General features: G+C 68.1%; 17 protein-coding genes. 10 read left to right on the top strand and 7 right to left on the bottom strand.

Features of this window, described 5'->3' with window-relative positions; all coding sequences use genetic code 11:
* Nucleotides 1-168: 168 nt before the first annotated feature.
* From FSZ13_RS09275 to FSZ13_RS09265, 3 genes are read right to left on the bottom strand one after another with little or no spacing between them, the layout of a single operon-like run.
* Nucleotides 169-1,209 carry an ABC transporter substrate-binding protein gene (locus FSZ13_RS09275; RefSeq protein ID WP_186308880.1) on the bottom strand — a complete coding sequence of 347 codons (1,041 nt, stop codon included), beginning with the start codon at nucleotides 1,207-1,209 and terminating at the stop codon, nucleotides 169-171.
* Nucleotides 1,206-2,603 (bottom strand): sensor histidine kinase N-terminal domain-containing protein, encoded by a 1,398-nt coding sequence (locus tag FSZ13_RS09270; protein ID WP_428999978.1) that lies wholly within the window; start codon nucleotides 2,601-2,603, stop codon nucleotides 1,206-1,208. The genes FSZ13_RS09275 and FSZ13_RS09270 overlap by 4 nt, the downstream gene beginning before the upstream one ends.
* Entirely contained in the window at nucleotides 2,578-3,267 is a 690-nt protein-coding gene (locus FSZ13_RS09265) for a response regulator transcription factor (protein ID WP_145479240.1), read from the bottom strand. The genes FSZ13_RS09270 and FSZ13_RS09265 overlap by 26 nt, the downstream gene beginning before the upstream one ends.
* A 215-nt stretch (nucleotides 3,268-3,482) precedes the next feature.
* On the opposite strand from FSZ13_RS09265, the gene FSZ13_RS09260 reads away from it, so the two are divergent.
* From FSZ13_RS09260 to phbB, 3 genes are read left to right on the top strand one after another with little or no spacing between them, the layout of a single operon-like run.
* Nucleotides 3,483-4,664, top strand: a complete 1,182-nt coding sequence (locus FSZ13_RS09260; protein ID WP_145479239.1) for an OprO/OprP family phosphate-selective porin — start codon at nucleotides 3,483-3,485, stop codon at nucleotides 4,662-4,664.
* Between the two features lie 33 nt (nucleotides 4,665-4,697).
* Entirely contained in the window at nucleotides 4,698-6,023 is a 1,326-nt protein-coding gene (locus FSZ13_RS09255) for a CitMHS family transporter (RefSeq protein WP_145479515.1), read from the top strand.
* A gap of 15 nt (nucleotides 6,024-6,038) precedes the next feature.
* Nucleotides 6,039-6,779 carry an acetoacetyl-CoA reductase gene (gene phbB, locus FSZ13_RS09250; protein ID WP_145479238.1) on the top strand — a complete coding sequence of 247 codons (741 nt, stop codon included), beginning with the start codon at nucleotides 6,039-6,041 and terminating at the stop codon, nucleotides 6,777-6,779.
* A 116-nt stretch (nucleotides 6,780-6,895) separates the two neighbouring features.
* On the opposite strand, the gene FSZ13_RS09245 is transcribed toward phbB, so the two are convergent.
* A complete protein-coding gene (locus FSZ13_RS09245) occupies nucleotides 6,896-9,190 on the bottom strand; it encodes a TonB-dependent receptor (protein WP_145479237.1) in 2,295 nt (764 codons plus the stop codon).
* 168 nt (nucleotides 9,191-9,358) lie between these two features.
* A complete protein-coding gene (locus FSZ13_RS09240) occupies nucleotides 9,359-10,600 on the bottom strand; it encodes a flavohemoglobin expression-modulating QEGLA motif protein (RefSeq protein ID WP_145479514.1) in 1,242 nt (413 codons plus the stop codon).
* A gap of 128 nt (nucleotides 10,601-10,728) precedes the next feature.
* On the opposite strand from FSZ13_RS09240, the gene FSZ13_RS09235 reads away from it, so the two are divergent.
* The gene (locus FSZ13_RS09235) at nucleotides 10,729-11,292 is read left to right on the top strand and encodes an antitoxin Xre/MbcA/ParS toxin-binding domain-containing protein (protein ID WP_145479236.1); all 564 of its coding nucleotides are present in this window, start codon (nucleotides 10,729-10,731) and stop codon (nucleotides 11,290-11,292) included.
* A complete protein-coding gene (locus FSZ13_RS09230; protein ID WP_145479235.1) occupies nucleotides 11,289-11,765 on the top strand; it encodes an RES family NAD+ phosphorylase in 477 nt (158 codons plus the stop codon). Before FSZ13_RS09235 ends, FSZ13_RS09230 begins: the two co-directional genes overlap by 4 nt.
* 66 nt (nucleotides 11,766-11,831) lie before the next feature.
* Here FSZ13_RS09230 and rsgA read toward each other — a convergent pair whose 3' ends face one another.
* Nucleotides 11,832-12,920: a ribosome small subunit-dependent GTPase A gene (gene rsgA / locus FSZ13_RS09225; RefSeq protein WP_145479234.1), complete on the bottom strand. Its 1,089-nt coding sequence runs from the start codon at nucleotides 12,918-12,920 to the stop codon at nucleotides 11,832-11,834.
* A gap of 149 nt (nucleotides 12,921-13,069) precedes the next feature.
* Here rsgA and FSZ13_RS09220 point away from each other — a divergent pair, with 149 nt between their 5' ends.
* Genes FSZ13_RS09220 through FSZ13_RS09205 form a run of 4 tightly spaced genes read left to right on the top strand, consistent with a single transcriptional unit; the run spans nucleotide 13,070 to nucleotide 16,014 of the window.
* Nucleotides 13,070-14,344: a pyridoxal phosphate-dependent aminotransferase gene (locus FSZ13_RS09220; RefSeq protein ID WP_145479233.1), complete on the top strand. Its 1,275-nt coding sequence runs from the start codon at nucleotides 13,070-13,072 to the stop codon at nucleotides 14,342-14,344.
* Between the two features lies 1 nt (nucleotide 14,345).
* The gene (locus tag FSZ13_RS09215) at nucleotides 14,346-14,969 is read left to right on the top strand and encodes an SGNH/GDSL hydrolase family protein (protein ID WP_186308878.1); all 624 of its coding nucleotides are present in this window, start codon (nucleotides 14,346-14,348) and stop codon (nucleotides 14,967-14,969) included.
* 56 nt (nucleotides 14,970-15,025) lie between these two features.
* Nucleotides 15,026-15,667, top strand: coding sequence for a methyltransferase domain-containing protein (locus FSZ13_RS09210; protein ID WP_145479231.1), 642 nt, complete (start codon nucleotides 15,026-15,028; stop codon nucleotides 15,665-15,667).
* Nucleotides 15,664-16,014, top strand: a complete 351-nt coding sequence (locus FSZ13_RS09205; RefSeq protein ID WP_145479230.1) for a hypothetical protein — start codon at nucleotides 15,664-15,666, stop codon at nucleotides 16,012-16,014. Before FSZ13_RS09210 ends, FSZ13_RS09205 begins: the two co-directional genes overlap by 4 nt.
* Before the next feature lie 60 nt (nucleotides 16,015-16,074).
* Here the strand turns inward: FSZ13_RS09205 and FSZ13_RS09200 are convergent, their stop codons facing one another.
* Complete coding sequence (locus FSZ13_RS09200) at nucleotides 16,075-16,857, bottom strand: polysaccharide deacetylase family protein (RefSeq protein WP_145479229.1); 783 nt, start codon at nucleotides 16,855-16,857, stop codon at nucleotides 16,075-16,077.
* 60 nt (nucleotides 16,858-16,917) lie between these two features.
* Here FSZ13_RS09200 and grxD point away from each other — a divergent pair, with 60 nt between their 5' ends.
* Complete coding sequence (gene grxD, locus FSZ13_RS09195) at nucleotides 16,918-17,844, top strand: Grx4 family monothiol glutaredoxin (protein ID WP_145479228.1); 927 nt, start codon at nucleotides 16,918-16,920, stop codon at nucleotides 17,842-17,844.
* Nucleotides 17,845-17,856: the final 12 nt, after the last annotated feature.

The raw sequence follows: 17,856 nt of genomic DNA, 5'->3' as shown, positions 1-17,856 counted from the left end.
TTGGGATCGTGCGGACGGTGGGGAAGAGCGGACACGCATGGCGTGTCCCTACGCGGTTGTTTGGCTGGGGGGTGGTCACGCGTGGCGTGTCCCGGCGCCGGCTGCGGGTAGCGACACGCCACGCGTGTCCTGCGCGGAAAGGAGCGCGACCGCTGTTTTCCGCGTGGCTCAGCGTGGCTGGGTGCTGCCCTTCCAAGCGTCGAGGAACTGGCGGCGCTTGAGGCCGTCGAGGTAGACCAGCAGGCCCGGGCCCAGAAGGATCGGGCGGTAGCTGCGGCCCGGGGCGCGGCCGCGTTGGGTCGGGAGGATGGACATCAGGCGCGCTTCGCGCGACAGCACCTGCTGGCCGCGCGGGGACAGCAGGTAGTCGAGGAAGCGGCGGGCTTCAGCGGCATTGGGCGCGGTGCGCGGGATCACGGCGGTGCGCAGCACAACGAGGGTGTAGTCCTCCGGCTCGACGATGCCCAAGGGGGCGCCGGCGTCGATGCGGGCCTGGGCGTAGGAGCCGAGCACGTTGTATACGAGCGAGAGCTGGCCGCTGCTCACCTTGTCCAGCAGCACGCCGGTGCGCTCTTCCAGCTGTACCTGGTTGTCGCCCAGCGCGCCCAGCAAGGCGCCGGCCATGCTGCCACGCTGGCCGTCCTGGGTGGCAAGCAGATAGCCGACGCTGCTGCGTTCCACGTCATAGGTGCCCACTTTGCCGGCCAACGGGGCGTCCGGCGCGCGCAGCAGTTCGAGCAGCTGGCGGCGGGTCCTGGGCACGCGGGCGGCCGGCAGGGTGCGGGTGTTGTAGACCATCGCGACCGGCTCGTAGCTGATGCCGAAGGCCTCGTGGCGCCACTGCGCCCACGCGGGCAGCGCGTCGGTCTGCGGCGAGCGGTGCGGCAGGGCGTGGCCGTCGTTGACCAGCTTGGCCTGCAGGTCCATGCCGCTGCTGATCAGCATGTCCGGGCCGGTGGGGCCGTGCCGGTCGCGCAGGTACTGCGCGTACATGTCCTGTGCGATGACGTCTTCGTAGATGATTTCGGTGCCCGGGTGCAGCCGCTGGTAGTCGGCGATGACGGTGCCGAACACTTCGATGTCGGTGGAGCCGTGCAGGCGCAGCTGGGCGGTGGCCGGGCCTTTGGCGGGGAAGCGCTGCACGTCGCCCGGCTCCGCCAGCGCGGGGCTGGCGAGGATCAACATCAGCAACATCACGATGCGCATCATGCGTGCAGCCTCGGCAGGCGGATGGTGGCGACCAGCCCGCCCGCAGGGCGGTTGCTCAGGTCGATCTGGCCGCCGTGGCTGTCCACCACGCGCTTGACGATGGCCAGGCCCAGCCCTGCCCCGCCCGGTGCGGCATCTTCGCCACGGGCGAAGCGCTCGAACACGCGCTCGGCGTCGCCAGGGGCAATGCCGGGGCCGTGGTCGGCGATGGTGACCACGCTGTATGCACCTTCTTCGGTCAGCGCGACCTGGAGTGGGCCGTTGCCGCCGTACTTCAGGGCGTTGTCGATGAGGTTCTTGATCGCTTCGCGCAGCAGCAGCGCATCGCCCTGCACACGCGAGGAGGCCACGCCCACCGCGAGCTGCACGCGGGGTGCGGGCAAGGCCTGCGGCAACGCTTCGTGCAGCGCCTGGTGCACGATTTCCACCATGTCCACCGGCGCGAAGCGCTGCAGGTTGGAGCGGTGGATCACGCTGGCGTCGCTGAGCAGCTGGTTGAGCAGGCGGCTCATGTGGGTGGCGTTGCGGTCGATGGCGACCAGGCTGCGGCGCATGTCTTCAGGATCCTCGTCGTCCAGCGCAAGCTGCGCCTGCGCACGCAGCGCGGCCAGCGGAGTGCGCATCTGGTGGGCGGCCTCGGCCATGAACGCGCGCAGGGTTTCGTTGCTGCTGGACAGGCGCGCCATGAAACGGTTCAGCGCGGCCACCATCTGGTCCATCTCACGCGGCACGCGCGCATCCAGCGGGCTCAGGTCGGACGGCTCGCGGCGCGACAGTTCACGCTCCACCTTCACCAGCGGGCGGAACGCGCGATGCACGCCGAAGGCGACCAGCGCGAGCGACAGCAGCGAGAGCACGCCAATGGCCAGCAGCGCACGGTTGACGATGTCCTGCGCCACCGCTTCGCGCGCGCGCCGGGTCTGGCCGACCTGCACGCGAACCTCGGCCTGCGCCGACGGCGAGGACACGCGCCGCGACACCACCACGAAGCGCACGGTTTCGCCACTGTAGGCCGCGTCGAACAGCTGCGGTTCGTCGCTGGCCGGGCGCGGCGGCGGTGGCAGGTCCGGGTAGCCGGTCACGGTGCGCCCGCGTGCGTCGTAGACGCGGTAGAACACGCGGTCATCAGGCGCCATGGCGAGCAGGTCGAGCGAGGCGTACGGCAGGTCCACCTGCCACTGCGCATCCACCAGAGCCACCGAGTCGATGATCGAGAGGGCCGAGGACACCAGCAGGTGGTCGTAGGAGCGGTTGGCGGCGCGCTGCCCGTAGTCGCGTGCGGCGAACAGCAGGGCTACCGCAAACACCGCCAGCAGCAGGCCGAGGTACAGGGTGAGCGTGCGCCGCAGCGAGCTGGGCGGACGAGTGTCACCCCTCGGCATCGGGCGCGCCATCGATGGCTTCGAGCAGGTAGCCGCTGCCACGCACGGTGACGATGCGCAGCGGGGCGTCGGCCAGTTTGCGGCGCAGGCGGCCGACATAGAGTTCGATGGCATTGGGGCCGGCTTCGTCGTCGAAGCCGAACAGGCCGTTGCCGATCTCGTCCTTGCCCACCACATGTCCGAGCCGGCCCATCAGGATTTCCAGCAGGCGGTACTCACGGTTGGGCAGTTCGATCGGCTGGCCATCCAGGCTGACCCGGTGCGAGGCGTTGTCGAACTGGAACCCGCCGATCTGCACCACTTCGCTGGCCTGGCCGCGCGTGCGCCGCAGCAGCACGCGGCAGCGCGCTTCGAACTCGCGGAAATCGAACGGTTTGCCCAGGTAATCGTCTGCGCCGACATCCAGCGCCTGCACGCGATCCTCGATGCCATCGCGGGCGGTAAGCATCAGTACCGGGGTGGTGTCGCCACGCTCACGCATGCCAGCCAGCACGCGCAGGCCATCCAGCTTGGGCAGGCCGATGTCCAGCACCACCAGGTCGAAGCTCTGGTAGCGCAGCACGCTGGCCGCGGCCAGGCCGTCGCTCTGCCAGTCCACCGCGTGGCCGCTGCGGCGCATGCGGCGAACGATGGCGTCGGCCAGGTCCGGGTTGTCTTCTACCAGCAGGATGCGCATGGGACGGGAATGGGGAGCGATGCAGGAATCGTAGCGCGAGCGGCGTGTTTCGTGGGTTGCGCTGCGCTGCAGCAGGCGCCGACAGGTGGATGACAGCTTCGCCGCACTAGGCTGCGCCATCGCACCTCCCCCACGGTGCGGGTCGCTCCTGTCACCACCTGCGGTACTGCACGGCCCCGGCCTGCCGATCCGCCCACATGTACCTGGGAGGGTTCATGGTTCTCAATCTCCTGCGCTGGCGCGGGCTGGCCGCCTGCACCCTGCTGTTGCCCGCCCTGCCGCTGTGGGCCGCCGAGGATGCCGACGACGAACGCCCGGTCACCGCCACCTTCGGCGGGCGCCTGCACCTGGATTTCGCGGATTTCGACAACGATTACCGCGGCACCCCGAACAAGGACGACACCGAGATCCGCCGTGCCTGGCTGGACATGTCCGGCAGGTTCTTCGTGGTGGACTACAAGCTGGAAGCGGACTTCTCCGGCGACCAGGTGGAAGCCAAGGATGTCTACGTCAGCCGTGATTTCAGCGGGGGCAAGCTCAGCGTGGGTCAGTTCAAGCAGTTCTTCTCGCTCGATGATCGCACCGGTTCCAACTACGGCAGCTTCCTGGAGCGCGGCAATGCCGGTACGACGCTGGCGCCGCTGTACCGGCTGGGCGCCTCGTGGCAGGCCGCCAGGGGCGACATGACCTGGTCCGCAAGCGCCTACAGCCTGGAAAGCATCGATGCGTGGCAGGTGAAGGGCCGTGCGGCCGGTGGCCGCGCCACTTGGGCGCCGGGCGCCACCGCGGGCGATGTGCGGCACCTGGGCCTGTCGCTGGCGCACGAGCGGTACGACAGCCCCGGCGCCAACGGCGTGCCGGCGCTGCGGATCCGCCCGCGACCGGCCGGACACCTGTCCGACAACAGCCGCCTGACCCTGGTCGATTTCTCGGCTGGCCGCGACACCGACGTGAACAAGTGGTCGCTGGAGTACGCACAGGTGCAGGGCCCGCTGTCATGGCAGGGCGAATTCAGTGGCGCCACCTTCAACGATGGCAGCCAGCGCGGAACGGTGCTGGCCGGCTACGGCATGCTGAGCTGGTTCGTGACCGGCGAGTCGCGCGGCTACGACCGTAAAACCGGCCGCTTTGCGCGCATCAAGGACATCCGGCACAAGGCCGGCGCCTTCGAGCTGGCGCTGCGCTACGACCAGATGCGCGGTGAGCAGCACCTGATCGGCCAGCCCGACCTGCGCGACGGGCTCACCGAAGCCTGGACGCTGGGCGGCAACTGGTACCTGCGCCCGAACCTGCGATTCATGCTGAACCTGATCGACAGCCGCAACCGTGATCGCCTGACTGCCACCACGGTGGACCACACGCGCGCGGTGACCGGCCGGCTGCAGTTCGATTTCTAACCTCTCTTCTACGTTGCAAGGAGTCCGCAGATGATGCTGAGCATCCTCGGCTTTGGCATGGTCATTACGTTCATGTACTTGATCATGAGCAAACGACTGTCGCCACTGGTCGCCCTGATCACCATTCCGATCATCTTCGCGCTGCTGGGCGGATTTGGTAACGGGCTGGACGAGATGATGCTGGACGGCATCAAGAAGATCGCGCCGACCGGCGTGATGCTGATGTTCGCCATCCTGTACTTCGGGGTGATGATCGACGCCGGGCTGTTCGACCCGCTGGTGCGGATCATCCTGCGCCTGGTGAAGGGCGATCCGATGAAGATCGTGCTGGGCACCGCAGCGCTGGCGATGTTGATCTCGCTCGATGGCGACGGCTCCACCACCTACATGATCACCGTGTCGGCGATGCTGCCGCTGTACCAGCGGCTGGGCATGAATGCTCTCAACATGACCTGCGTGACCATCCTCGCCGGCGGGGTGATGAACCTCACCCCGTGGGGTGGCCCGACCGCGCGTGCGGCCACCGCACTGCACGTGGACCCGGCCGATGTGTTCGTGCCGCTGATCCCGGCGATGGTGCTGGCCTGCGCTTCGGTGCTGCTGCTGGCCTGGTACCTGGGCCTGAAGGAACGTCGCCGGCTGGGCGTGGTGAAGCTGCCGCAGGGCGGCAGCTGGATGGACTCCAGCGTGTCCGACGACGGCGCGCTGCCGACCGTGGAAGATGCGGAAGACACCAAGCGGCCGAAGCTGCTGTGGGTGAACCTGGCGTTGACCCTGGCGCTGATGACCGCGCTGATCATGGGCGTGCTGCCGATGCCGGTGCTGTTCATGGTGGGCTTCGCGATCGCGCTGGTGATCAACTACCCGAACCTGGCCGAACAGCGTCGCCGCGTGGTCAACCATGCCGGCAACGTGCTGTCGGTGGTGTCGCTGATCTTCGCGGCAGGCATCTTCACCGGCATCCTCAACAACACGGGGATGGTGGAGGCGATGTCGCACAGCTTCCTGGCGGTCATTCCGGATGCATGGGGGCCGTACCTGGCGGTCATCACCGCACTGGCGTCGATGCCGTTCACCTTCTTCATGTCCAACGACGCCTTCTACTTCGGCGTGCTGCCGATCCTGTCCGAGGCGGCCGGCAACTACGGCATCACCCCGGTGGAAATGGCACGCGCCTCGCTCGCCGGCCAGCCGGTACATCTACTCAGCCCGCTGGTTCCCTCCACCTACCTGCTGGTGGGGCTGGCCAAGGTGGAATTCGCCGACCACCAGAAATTCACCCTGAAGTGGGCGGTGATGGTGTCGCTGGTGCTGATGGCCGGCAGCCTGCTGTGCGCGCTGTATCCCTTCGCCGCCTGACCTGGAGATTCCAACATGACCCTTCGCATCGCATACGTCACCAGCGGCATGGGCAGCGTGGGTACTGCCATCTGCCAGAAATTGGCCCGCAACGGCCACACCGTGGTCGCCGGCTGCGCCCCCAACTCGCCGCGCAAGGCCGGCTGGCTGCGTGAGCAGCGCGAACTGGGTTTCGATTTCATCGCCTCCGAAGGCAACGCGGCGGACTGGCAGTCCACGGTGGCGGCCTTCACCAAGGTCAAGGCCGAGGTCGGCGAGATCGATGTGCTGGTGAACAATGCCGGCGGCAGCCGCGACGTGCTGTTCCGGCAGATGAGCCAGGACGACTGGAACGCGGTGATGGGCTCGAACCTGCATGCTTTGTTCAACATCACCAAGCAGGTGATCGACGGCATGGCCGCACGCAGCTGGGGCCGGATCATCAACATCGGCTCGGTGAGCGCGCACAAGGGCCAGATCGGCCAGGTGAACTTCGCGACCGCCAAGGCGGCGATGCACGGCTTCAGCCGGGCCCTGGCCAATGAGGTGGCCACGCGCGGGGTGACGGTCAATACCATTTCGCCGGGGTATATCGCCAGCCAGTCCATCAGCAGCTTCCCACCGGATGTGCTGGACCGCCTGGCAGGCTCGGTCCCGATCCGCCGGCTGGGCAAGCCGGAAGAAGTGGCCAGCCTGTGCGCGTGGCTGGCGTCGGATGACGCCGCGTATGTGACCGGCGCCGATTACGCCGTGAACGGCGGATTGCATATGTTCTGATGCAGTGTCGGGATGACGGGCAATGTGCCGACCAACGGTCGGCACCTACCCTGCATCCCGGATCGATGTCGCCCCGGACGGTAGCGCCCGACCATTGGTCGGGCGGCGACCCACCGTCAGAACTCCGCGCTGACCGTCATGAACAACTGCCGCGGTGCGCTCGCGTGGATCGCGTACCGCGTTCCGGTCGGATCGGTCGGAGCGAATGAGCTCAGCTGCCCGGCGTAGCGCTTGTTGGTCAGGTTGGTCGCATTCAACGACACCTTGACGTCGCGCAACCCCAGCCCCGGCCCGAACGCATAGCCCATGCCCGCATCGAAGGTGGTCACGCCCGGCACCGACTGGTCGTTGGTGTAGGTGTAATACCGCTTGCCGGTGTACTTGGCGCGCAGGCTGGCGAAGAAGCCATCGCGGTTCCAGCTGATCTCGCTGGACGCCATGCGCTGCGGGGTATCGACGGTGATCTTGCCGGCCACCGGCACGATCGCGCCACCGGAGGTGTAGTCGTCCTCGTAGGTGCTCTTGTTCCACGACACCGCGTTGTACCACTGCAGCCCGTCGACCGGCTTCAGGATGAAGGTCAGCTCGGCGCCCTGGCTCTTCACCGAGCCCACGTTGATGAAGCGGGTGATGCACTCCGGGCGCGTGCCGACTTCGATGCTGGTGCAGGGATTGAGCGACAGCAGGCGGTTGTCGAACATCACGTGGTAGGCCGCGATCGAGGCCTGGTACTTCTCGCCAAAGGTACGGAAGCCGGCTTCGAACGAGCGCGACTTCTCCGGCTCCAGGTCGTCCACGCTGGCGGCGAACGATTCCGGCGACACCTGCAGCGGGCCACCGCTGCCACCGCCGACGAACGCCGCGATGTTCTCCGAGTACGACGCAAACACCTCGTTGTCGGGGCTGAGCTTGAAGCCGATACCGGCCTGCGGCAGCACCGATTCCTTGGCGGTCAGCGTCCCGGAGGCATAGCTGGCTTCGGTGCCGGGCTTGGACACGGCAGTCATGCGGGTGTTCGGGCTCTTGATGCCCACGTCCAGGGTCAGGCGATCTTCCAGGAAGCGCATCCGATCCTGCACATAGAACTGGCGGGTCCGGATGTCGTAGTCCTGGTCGAACAGGCGACGGTTCGGGTAGTTCAGGTAGCCGTCGTCCAGGAACGGACCGGTGATGTAGTAGAAGTTGCGCTCGACATTGTGGTCGTTGCGCTCGTACCAGAGCCCGGCCTCCAGTTCGTGCAGGCCCAGCTGCCAGCTCAGGGCAGCGGTGATGCCCTGGCGGTTGATGGTGTAGTTGGTGCTGCGGATGGAGATCGGCAGCGCCTGCGGGGTGCCAGGATTGGACGCCTGCCCCGGCGCCCACCAGTGGCCTTGGCCACGGTTCTCATGGTGGTAGGCCAGCAGCTTCAGGCGGGCGCTGTCGCCCAGGGCAAGGTCGGCATCGAGCGAGTACAGGTTGTCATCGCGCAGCGCGCGGCTCTGGTAGTACGCATCGTCGATGCTGTTGACGCCACCGCTGAAGGCGCAGCGCTGCGCGTTGTAGGTAGCCGGCGCGCAGTAAGCGGCGGCGAGCGCGCGGTCCCAATCGGGCGCGTAGATGTTCCAGTCCCAGCCGAGGCCGCGTTCGAGCATGCTCTTGGACAGGTAGGCGTAGTTGGCCTGGCTGACCCGCGAGGTGGCAGCGAAGGCACCGAAGCGATGGTCGCCCACGTTCCAGACGGCCTTGGCATTGAACTGGCGGGTGGTCTGGTTCTGGTTCGGTTCGGCCCACATGTCCGCGTCCTGGTGCACGCCGGACACGTAGGCGGAGAAGCCATTGAGATCGCCCGTGTCCACGCGCAGGAAGCCACGGCGCTGGTTGTCGTCGCCCACGGTGACGCTGGCACGGCCGCCGAACTCGGTGGACGGGTCCTGCGAGAAATACTGGATGGTGCCGCCCAGGTTGCTGGTGGACGCCACACCCAGCGAGCCGATGCCCTGGGACAGCTCGGCGCCGGCCAGGTTTTCGGCGATCAGTGCACGGGCGATGCTGAGGCCGTTGTAGTTACCGTAGCTGTTGTCGCCCAGCGGAATGCCGTCAAGCGTGTAGCCCAGCCGGCTCTTGTCGAAGCCGCGCAGGCTGATGGTCTGCGATTCCTCGTTGGCGCCGAAGGCGTCATTGGACTGCACCGACACGCCGGGCAGGCGGTCGAGGATCTTCTGCGCGCTGGTGCCGGGCGGCAGCACCTGCTTGTCCACGGCGGTGATGCGCTGCACCTGGCGGGTTTCACCCTGGCCGATCACCGATACGGCGTCGAGGGTGCGGGCGCTGGGCGCGCCGTTGGCGTCGAGGGTGGCGTCCACGTCGGCGGCGTGCGCATTGGAAGCGCACAGCGCGATCGCCACAGCGATCGTCAGGGGTCGGTTGAGCATGAGGGTCCGTTGCGTGATGGAGATGCCTGCGCGATGCAGGTGCGCGGCCATCTTGCGGACGCAACATGAAAGGATTCTTACGGGTTGCCGAAGCGTGTCGCAAAGTGCGACGAGGTGCCTGTATTCAAGGGAATCACGGCGCGCCCACCAACGACGGGTACGACCGCCTCATTCCGCAGCCAGCTGATCCATCCGGATACGGTTGGCAAACAACGAGAATGCCAGCATGCCCGCCAAGCCGTTGGCGCGACTGACCCAGTGCGGCAGCCAGCGCGGCGGGCGCAGGATGCCTTCTTCGAACAGCGGGGCGAAATCCAGCGCGTCGGTCAGCGACATCTTGCCGGCGAACAGCCAGCGGCAGTTCTGCAGGCGGTCCTCGGCCAGCATGTGGCGGAAGAAGGTATGTACAGAGACCAGTCCGCGCAGGTACACGGTGTCCTTGGTGAAGGCGGCGCCGCCGGTGACGGGAACGCCGCGGAACACGCGCTGGGCCGAGGCGAAACTCTCTTCGTTGTTCTGGCCGGCGTCGCAGAAATAGCGGAACACCTGGATGAAGTCCGCGCCTTCGCGGGCCATGGCAATGGCTTCGGTGCGCAGGCTGATGCGCTTGAGACGCTCGATGTCGATGCTGCCGGTGATCTGCTCGGCGAAGGTGGCCAACCCTTCCTGGGTGGCGGTAACGCGTGGCGAGGCCAGCGCCAGGCTGGGCAGGTGCGGCTGTTCGCGCCCGTTCAATGCGGTGAGCGAATGCACCAGGGCCTCATGGTGGAACAGCTGCGCGCGGTCGTAGGCGCTGAAGCGCGCACTGGTACGCAGGCGGATGCGGGTGGGACCGGCGGCAGCCTTGGAAATCAGCTCCGGGTCGAGCTGCACGCTGATGATGCGCGACTCGAAGAACGCGTCCAGGTCGCTCTGCAGCTGCAACTGCAGCGCGGTGGCCGACACCGGCACCTGTTCCTCCGGCGCCAGCAGTTCGTGATCCAGCTCCTGGGCGATCTGGATGAAATGGCGCGCAGCGTCGCGGGTACTGGGGCCGTTGCCCGGCAGCGGTTGCTCGGGCGCGCCGTACAGCTCCACCGAGTAGCGGTCCACGTCTGCGGTGCCAAGGGATTCCAGCAGGCCGGCGGCCAGGTCCCAGCTGTGCGCGGAGCGGCGGACGTACAGGCCGATCGGATGGCTGGGGTCGCATTGGGCGCTGATCGCGGCCAGCTCCCGGCGGGTGTCGGCGAAATCCAGTTTCGGGTACGCCAGCACCGGCATCAGTGGCTGGCCGCGCGCTACGCTGGCCAGGAACGGGCCCTGCAGTGACGCCGGCCAGCTGGTCAGCCCAAGCAGCTTGATGTCCGCCACCGCCTTCACCAGGCGCGCGTCCAGCGCGGTGTGGTGGGCGACGTCACGATCCACGGTCATCGGCGGCGTTCGTGGGACGCTGTTCATGAATGGACCTTATCAGGGTCTGGGCCGAGATGTGAGCCAGTTCCGGCCCCTTGAGCATAATTGACCTATAGTTGGTACAGAAGTAGCCGAAGGAGATTCCCGTGTCGCCCACAGATCGCAGCCGCCCCGATCCTGACAAGGCCACCGCCCGTGGCAACGCCACTCGCAGGCGCAGCACCGGCTCCGTCCGCGAGCCGCTGGCCGCCTACGAGGCGCCGGCGAGGGTGAATGCCTTCCGAACCCTGCTGCGTACCGCGCCGCTGGCCGAGCGGGTGCGCATCGAGCGCGAGGGCGTGCCCTACCAGGTGGTCAAGGGGCTCATTGACGACATCTTTGTCAGCAGCACGGAGTTCCAGACCTTCGTCCGGATTCCCAAGGCCACCTTTACCAAGAAGATGCGCGACAAGTCGCTGTTTGCCGGAACCACCGGGCAGTCGGTGGTCGGGTTGATGGAGCTGATCAACAAGGTCGAGGACATGCTCGCTGCGGAACCGGACAACCCCGCCGCCAAAGATTTCGATGTGGAACGGTGGGTGGGCCAGTGGATCCAGCGCCCGCAGCCCGCCTTGGGCGGGCTGGCGCCAGCCGAGCTGATGGACACCCCCAGCGGGCGCGCGTCGGTGATGCGGGTACTGGGCGCGGTGCAGAGCGGCGCCTATCAATGAGGCTGGCCCGGATCGGGTCCACCGGGCCCACCTGGGCACCGGACGACATGACCGGCGCTGGCGCCGCCACCTCGCCCGGGCGCTGGAACCGTGAAGGGGAACGGGTGATCTATGCCGCGCCCAGCCTCGCCATGGCGGTGCTGGAAACGGCTGCGCATATCGACGACAGCGGCTTGCCGCTGAACAAGTACGTCATCGAGATCGACGTGCCCGACGAGGTGTGGGCGGCGCGGTTGATCGTTTCGGTCCACACGCTACCGGTGGGCTGGGATGCAATTCCGCACGGGATGGTGTCGATCGACACCGGATCGAACTGGTACGCCGGCGGCGCCCACGCGATCATCGAGCTGCCGTCGGCGATCGTGCCGGAAGAAACCATCGTGCTGATCAATGCACAGCATGCGGACAGCCGGCGGATGCGTGCGCAGGCTACGCGGCGGTTGCAGTACAACCTGTTGTTCCGGGAGCGTTAGGGGTCGCCTGGCGGGGTTGGGGCAGCCACGCAGGGCGTGGCTCTACGCGGGCTGGTCAGCGGTGCGTCAGCGCTTTTTCGTGGGCCGCCACTGCGCGCCTTTGCTGACGTGGCGGCGTTCGATGGCCTGCTGGGCCTGGCGGACCGCCAGCTTCGCGGCGGCGGCGGCCACCTCTTCCTTGAGCTTGAAATAGTTCAGCAGGCGTTCCTCATCGAGCTCGCCCGAGTCGATCGCGGCGCGTACCGCGCAGCCCGGTTCGCGCTGGTGGGCGCAGTCGCGGAAGCGGCACTGTTCGGCCAGCGCTTCGACGTCGGCAAAGCCCACTTCGCCCAAGGCTTCTTCGCCGGTGGGCTTGAGCTCGCGCATGCCGGGGGTGTCGATCAGGCAGGCGCCGGACGGCATCGGAATCAGCGCGCGGTGGGTGGTGGTGTGGCGGCCCTTGGAGTCGTTACCGCGTACTTCGGCGGTTTTCATCAACGCGTAGCCCAGCAGGGTATTGGTCAGTGTCGACTTGCCCGCACCCGAGGACCCCACCAGGACCACGGTCTGCCCTGCTCCCAGCCACGGCAGCAGCGCGCTGGCGCTGGCCGGATCGCGGCCGTTGATGGCCAGCAGCGGAATGTCCTGCGCGGCCAGCTCTTCCAGCACCGCCAGGGCGTCTTCGCTGTACTCGGTCTGGTCGGCCTTGGTCAGCACCACCACCGGGCGCGCGCCGCCCCCGCCGACCAGCATCAGGTAGCGCTCGATCCGGCGCGGGTTGAAGTCCGCGTCCAGCCCGCAGACGATGAAAACAGTATCGATGTTGGCCGCGATCACCTGCTGGTGGTAGTGCTCGCCGGCCGCGCCACGCTTGATCGCGGTACGGCGGGGCAGCAGGGCCACGATCAGGTTCCCTTCCAGCAGCACCCAGTCGCCCACTGCGGCGCGTTCGTGGCTGGGGAAGCGCGGGCGCTGCCATTCGGCCGGCGATTCGGTCTTGATCGCCGCGCCGGGGGCATCGGCCACCACGTAGCCGGTGCGGTGCTGTTCGACCACCCGGCCGGGGCGGGCCTGCGGGTGTTGTTCGAACAGGGCCTGCCAGGCCGGCAGCTCGGGGGCGCCTGCCCAGGGCCAGCCCATGGTCTGCAGGGCGCGGTAGTCGATCGGTTCGCTCATCGGCCCATTCTAGAGGGCGAGCTCCCCCTGCGTCTCAGCCATCGGTGGCAACTGCCCGCCAGTATTGGGATTTGCACCCCGGAAAGGCCCGCCCTGCATCGCACCATTTCCGCTACCATGCGATTTCCATGCCCGATCACGGCCCCGCCATGTCCACGCCCCCGCTGAAGCCGCTTGCCACCCGCGAGCGCCTGTCCGAAGTCCGCTACGAGATCCGGGGCGAACTGGCGCGGCGAGCGCGTGAGCTGGAGGCGCAGGGTCGCAAGCTGATCAAGCTGAACATCGGCAACCCGGGCAACTTTGGGTTCCGCGCACCGGAACACCTGCAGCGTGCCATTGCCGACGACATGGGCCGCACCGATCCGTACACCCACCAGCAGGGCCTGCCCGAGGCACGCGAGGCGATCGCCGCCGCGTACGCACGCCGCGGCGCACCCGACGCGCACCCGGACCGGGTGTTCATCGGCAACGGGGTGAGCGAACTGATCGACCTGTCGCTGCGTGCGCTGCTCAATCCGGGCGATGAAGTGCTGGTGCCCTCGCCCGACTACCCGTTGTGGTCGGCGGCGACCATCCTCAATGACGGCCGCCCGGTGTACTACCGCTGTGCGCCCGAGAACGGCTTCCAGCCGGACCCGGCCGAAATCGAAACGCTGGTGTCCTCGCGCACCCGCGCGATCGTGCTGATCAACCCGAACAACCCCAGTGGCGCCAGCTACCCGCGCGCGCTGCTGGAGCAGATCGTGGACATCGCGCGCCGGCACAACCTGCTGCTGATGGTCGATGAGATCTACGACCAGATCCTGTACGACGACGCGGTATTCCAGCCGGTTGCGCCGCTGGCCGGCGAGCACCCGTGCATCACTTTCAGCGGGCTGAGCAAGGTGCACCGCGCCTGCGGCTGGCGGGTGGGCTGGGCGATGCTGTCCGGCGCCGCCGCGCAGCTGGGTGAGTTCCGCGCGGCGATGGACCTGCTGAGCGCGCTGCGCCTGTGCGCCAACGTGCCGGGGCAGTACGCGATTGATGCAGCCGTGAATGGCCCGGACACCGTATCGGCCCTGTGTGCACCCGGTGGGCGACTGTACGAAACCCGGCGCGCGGTGATCGAGGCGTGCAACGCCAGCGAGCACCTCTCGCTGGTCGCGCCGGCTGGCGCGCTGTATGCGTTCCCGGCCGTGGTGGGCGCGGCCGCACGCGGTTTCGATGACCATGATTTCGCGCTGGAACTGATGAATGAAGAAGGCGTGCTGGTGGTGCCCGGGTCCAGCTTCAACGTGCCCTACCGCCACCACTTCCGCGTGACCCTGCTGCCCGAAGCCGAGGTGATGCGCGATGTATTCGCGCGCATCGACCGCGCGCTGGCGCGCCGCGCCGAGGCCAATACCAAGGTGGTTCCGCTCAAGCCGCGCAGTGCGGTGGCCTGAGGTGGCGCTGCGTTACCTGGCGCTGGGCGATTCCTACACCATCGGTGAAGCGGTGGACCAGGCCGGTCGCTGGCCGGAGCAGTTGGCCACGGCCCTGCAGGAGGCGACCTTGGTGGTGGGCGCACCGCAGATCATCGCAACTACCGGCTGGACCACCGACGAGCTGGACGCCGGCATCGATGCGGTCGGCCCGCAGGGCCCCTTCGATCTGGTCAGCCTGCTGATCGGCGTCAACGACCAGTACCGCGGGCGCAGCGTCGAGGAGTACCGTCCGGGCTTTACCGCGCTGCTGGAGCGCGCCATCGCGTTCGCCGGCAAGCGTCCGCAGCGGGTACTGGTGCTGTCGATTCCCGATTGGGGGGTGACCCCGTTCGCACGCGACAACGGCCGCGACCCGGCACGGATCGCGAGCGAACTGGACGCCTACAACGCGGCCGCGCAGGCGATCTGCGCGGAACACGCGGTGGCGTTCGTGGACATCACCGCGGTCAGCCGCGCGCGTGGCGCGGAACCGGCCATGCTGGCCGCGGATGGCCTGCATCCTTCGGCGGCGATGTATACCGAATGGACGCGACTGGCCTTCCCGGTCGCGCGTACCCTCCTGGATGACGAGGCCACACGCTGAGCACGGACGCATCACCACTGGCCAGGGAACAGGCCCGCCGCATCGCCGATGCGTTCATGCCGACGCAGCGCTTCGGCAACCGACGCGATTACTACTACAGCCGCGGCAAGCTCGGCAGCGATCCGCTGTATCCGGGCGTGCTGGACGCGCTGGCGCCGTGTTCGCGGCCGCTGCTGGATATCGGCTGCGGGCTGGGGCTGCTGGCGCATGTGCTGCGGCAGAACCAGCGCCACCAGGCTTATATCGGCGTGGATATCGACCCGGACAAGATCGCCCGCGCACAGCGCGCCGGTGCGCGGGCGGCACTGCACGATGCGCGCTTCGACTGCGTGGACGCGAGTGCCGCCCTGCCCGACCACCACGGAAGCGTGGCCCTGCTGGACGTGCTGCAGTACCTGCCGGCCGAGGCCCAGCCGGTGCTGCTGGGTGAGGCGGCCGCGCGGGTGGCGCCCGGCGGGCGGCTGGTGATCCGCACCACGCTGGCCGACAACAGCGGCCGCGACCGCACGACCCGGGTGACCGACATGCTGGCGCATCTGGTGGGATGGATGGGCACGCGCCCGCGCCACTATCCCGATGCGGCGAGCGTGCGTGCGCCGCTGGAGGCAGCCGGGTTGCAGCTGGCGATGGCACCGCTGTACGGCAATACGCCGTTCAACAACTGGCTGGTGACCGCGGTGCGTGGGGAGCGGGCGTGAACGCTCCGCGCCCTCGCCATTCCGCGCTCGGCATCGCGGCACTGGTGGTGAGCCTGGTGGCGCTGGTGCTGTTCGCGGTCACCGCACATGTCGCCCACCTCCCGCGCTACGCGGGCATGCACGAGGTGCCGGTGGCAGTGCTGGTGATGCTGTTCGTGTGCCTGGGGGTCACGGTGGTTGGCCTGCTGCTGGGCGTCGGCTGCGCGCTGCAGCATCAGCGCAGACGCGTCACCGGAGTGCTGGCGCTCGGACTGTCGATCACGTTGCTGTGGGCGCAGGCCTCGCTGGGCAGCTGGGTGCACCAGCAGTGGGAGCAAGCCCACCCGGTGGCGGCAGACCAGGCGTAGAGCCACGCCCTGCGTGGCTGCTCTCCGGTCCAACACCGCTAAGCCACGCAGGGCGTGGCTCTACGGGTTGTGCGGCAGGGTCGCCTGCAGGCCGCGCGCCTGGATCGCCTGCAGTACCGCTTCGATGATTGTGAGGTTCTGGCCGTGGGCCGCCCCTTCGTGCAGCAGGATGATCGCGCCGGGACGCAGGTCGGCGACGATGCGGTCGATGACCTGCTGCGGCTGGCAGTTCACGCCATCGAAACCGCGCGCGCTCCAGCCCACCCGGGTCAGGTTCCAGCGTTTCAGCGCCGGGGCGACGAACGGGTTGGTCATGCCCACCACCGAGCGGTACCAGCGTGGCGGGGCGCCCGCGATATCCGCCAGCGCCTGCTGGCAACGGGCGATCTCGTCGGCCATCGTGGCCGGGCCCAGCCGCCAGAAGCGGGTCTGCGGGTGGGTGTTGCTGTGGTTGCCCAGGTCGTGGCCACGCGACAGTACCTGCCGCACCAGGTCGGGACGGGCGGCGGCGCGCTCGCCGACCATGAAGAAGGTGGCCTTGGCCTGGTAGCGGTCAAGCAGGTCCAGCACCGCCGGCGTCTCGGCCGACGGACCGTCGTCGAGGGTCAGCCAGACCTGTCCCGCCGGGGCCGGCAGCCGGCTCAGCACCGGGGCGTAGAAGCGGCTGTTGGGCAGGAACACCGGCACCAGGAACAGGGCGTGCGAGGCCACCATCAGGGGCAGGCCCAGGGTCCAGCCATACCGCCACCAGAGCAGCGCCACGGCCAGCTGGGAGAGCACCAGCCAGGGCAGCCAGCGCCACGGGCGGCGGGGAATGCGATGCAACGTTTCTGGAACGGTCATGCCCCATGATGCCATGCCGCGTAGAATGGACGGCTCGAATACCCCCGGACCCTGACCGTCATGTCCCTTGATCCCGCCCTGCGTTCGCGCATCGAATCCATCCTCACCGCCGACCGTGTCGTGCTGTTCATGAAGGGCCAGCCGACCATGCCGCAGTGCGGGTTCTCGGCCAAGGCCGTGGGCGCGCTGCAGGACCTGGGCGTCGCATTCGCACACGTCAACGTGCTGGCCGACCCGGAGATCCGCGAGGGCATCAAGGCCTACGGCGACTGGCCGACCATCCCGCAGCTGTACATCGACGGCGAGCTGGTCGGCGGCAGCGACATCATCCTGCAGATGGCCGGCAGCGGTGAGCTGAGCAGCGTGCTTGGCCTGGCCGCGCCGGACCGCACCCCGCCGCGCATCACCGTGACCCCGGCCGCGGTGGAGATGCTGCGCGGCGCACTGGCCGACGCCCCCGGCGCTGCGCTGCAGCTCGGCATCGACGCGCAGTTCCAGCCGAACTTCCAGCTGGCCCCGCACGACGACAACGCCATCGCCGCCGAATCCAACGGCCTGCGCGTGCAGTTCGACCTGGCCAGCGCACGCCGCGCCGACGGCATCACCATCGATTGGGTGGACGACATCCGCGGCAAGGGCCTGGCCATCGACAACCCTAACGCGCCGAAGGCCGTGCAGGAACTGGCCGTTCGCGACGCTGACGACCAGCGCCGTGCCGGCACCGTGACCATCGTCGACGTGCGCCCGGCGGACGAGCGTGCGATTGCCGCGATCAACGCCCCGTTCGAGACCTTCGACGGCGACAACCGCGCCCGCCTGGAAGCCCTGCCCAAGGACACCCCGCTGGCGTTCCTGTGCCACCACGGTGGCCGCAGCTCGCAGGCGGCCGAGCAGTTCCGCGCATTGGGTTTCAGCAAGGTCTACAACATCACCGGCGGCATCGACGCCTGGTCGGACGCGGTGGACAACAGCGTGCCGAAGTATTGATCGCGCGCAAGA

This window comes from Stenotrophomonas rhizophila, from assembly GCF_007667275.1.
Classification (GTDB): Bacteria; Pseudomonadota; Gammaproteobacteria; order Xanthomonadales; family Xanthomonadaceae; genus Stenotrophomonas; species Stenotrophomonas maltophilia_AE.
The sequence above is the reverse complement of the archived record's forward strand: the minus strand, read 5'-3'. Positions and strand labels throughout refer to the sequence as shown.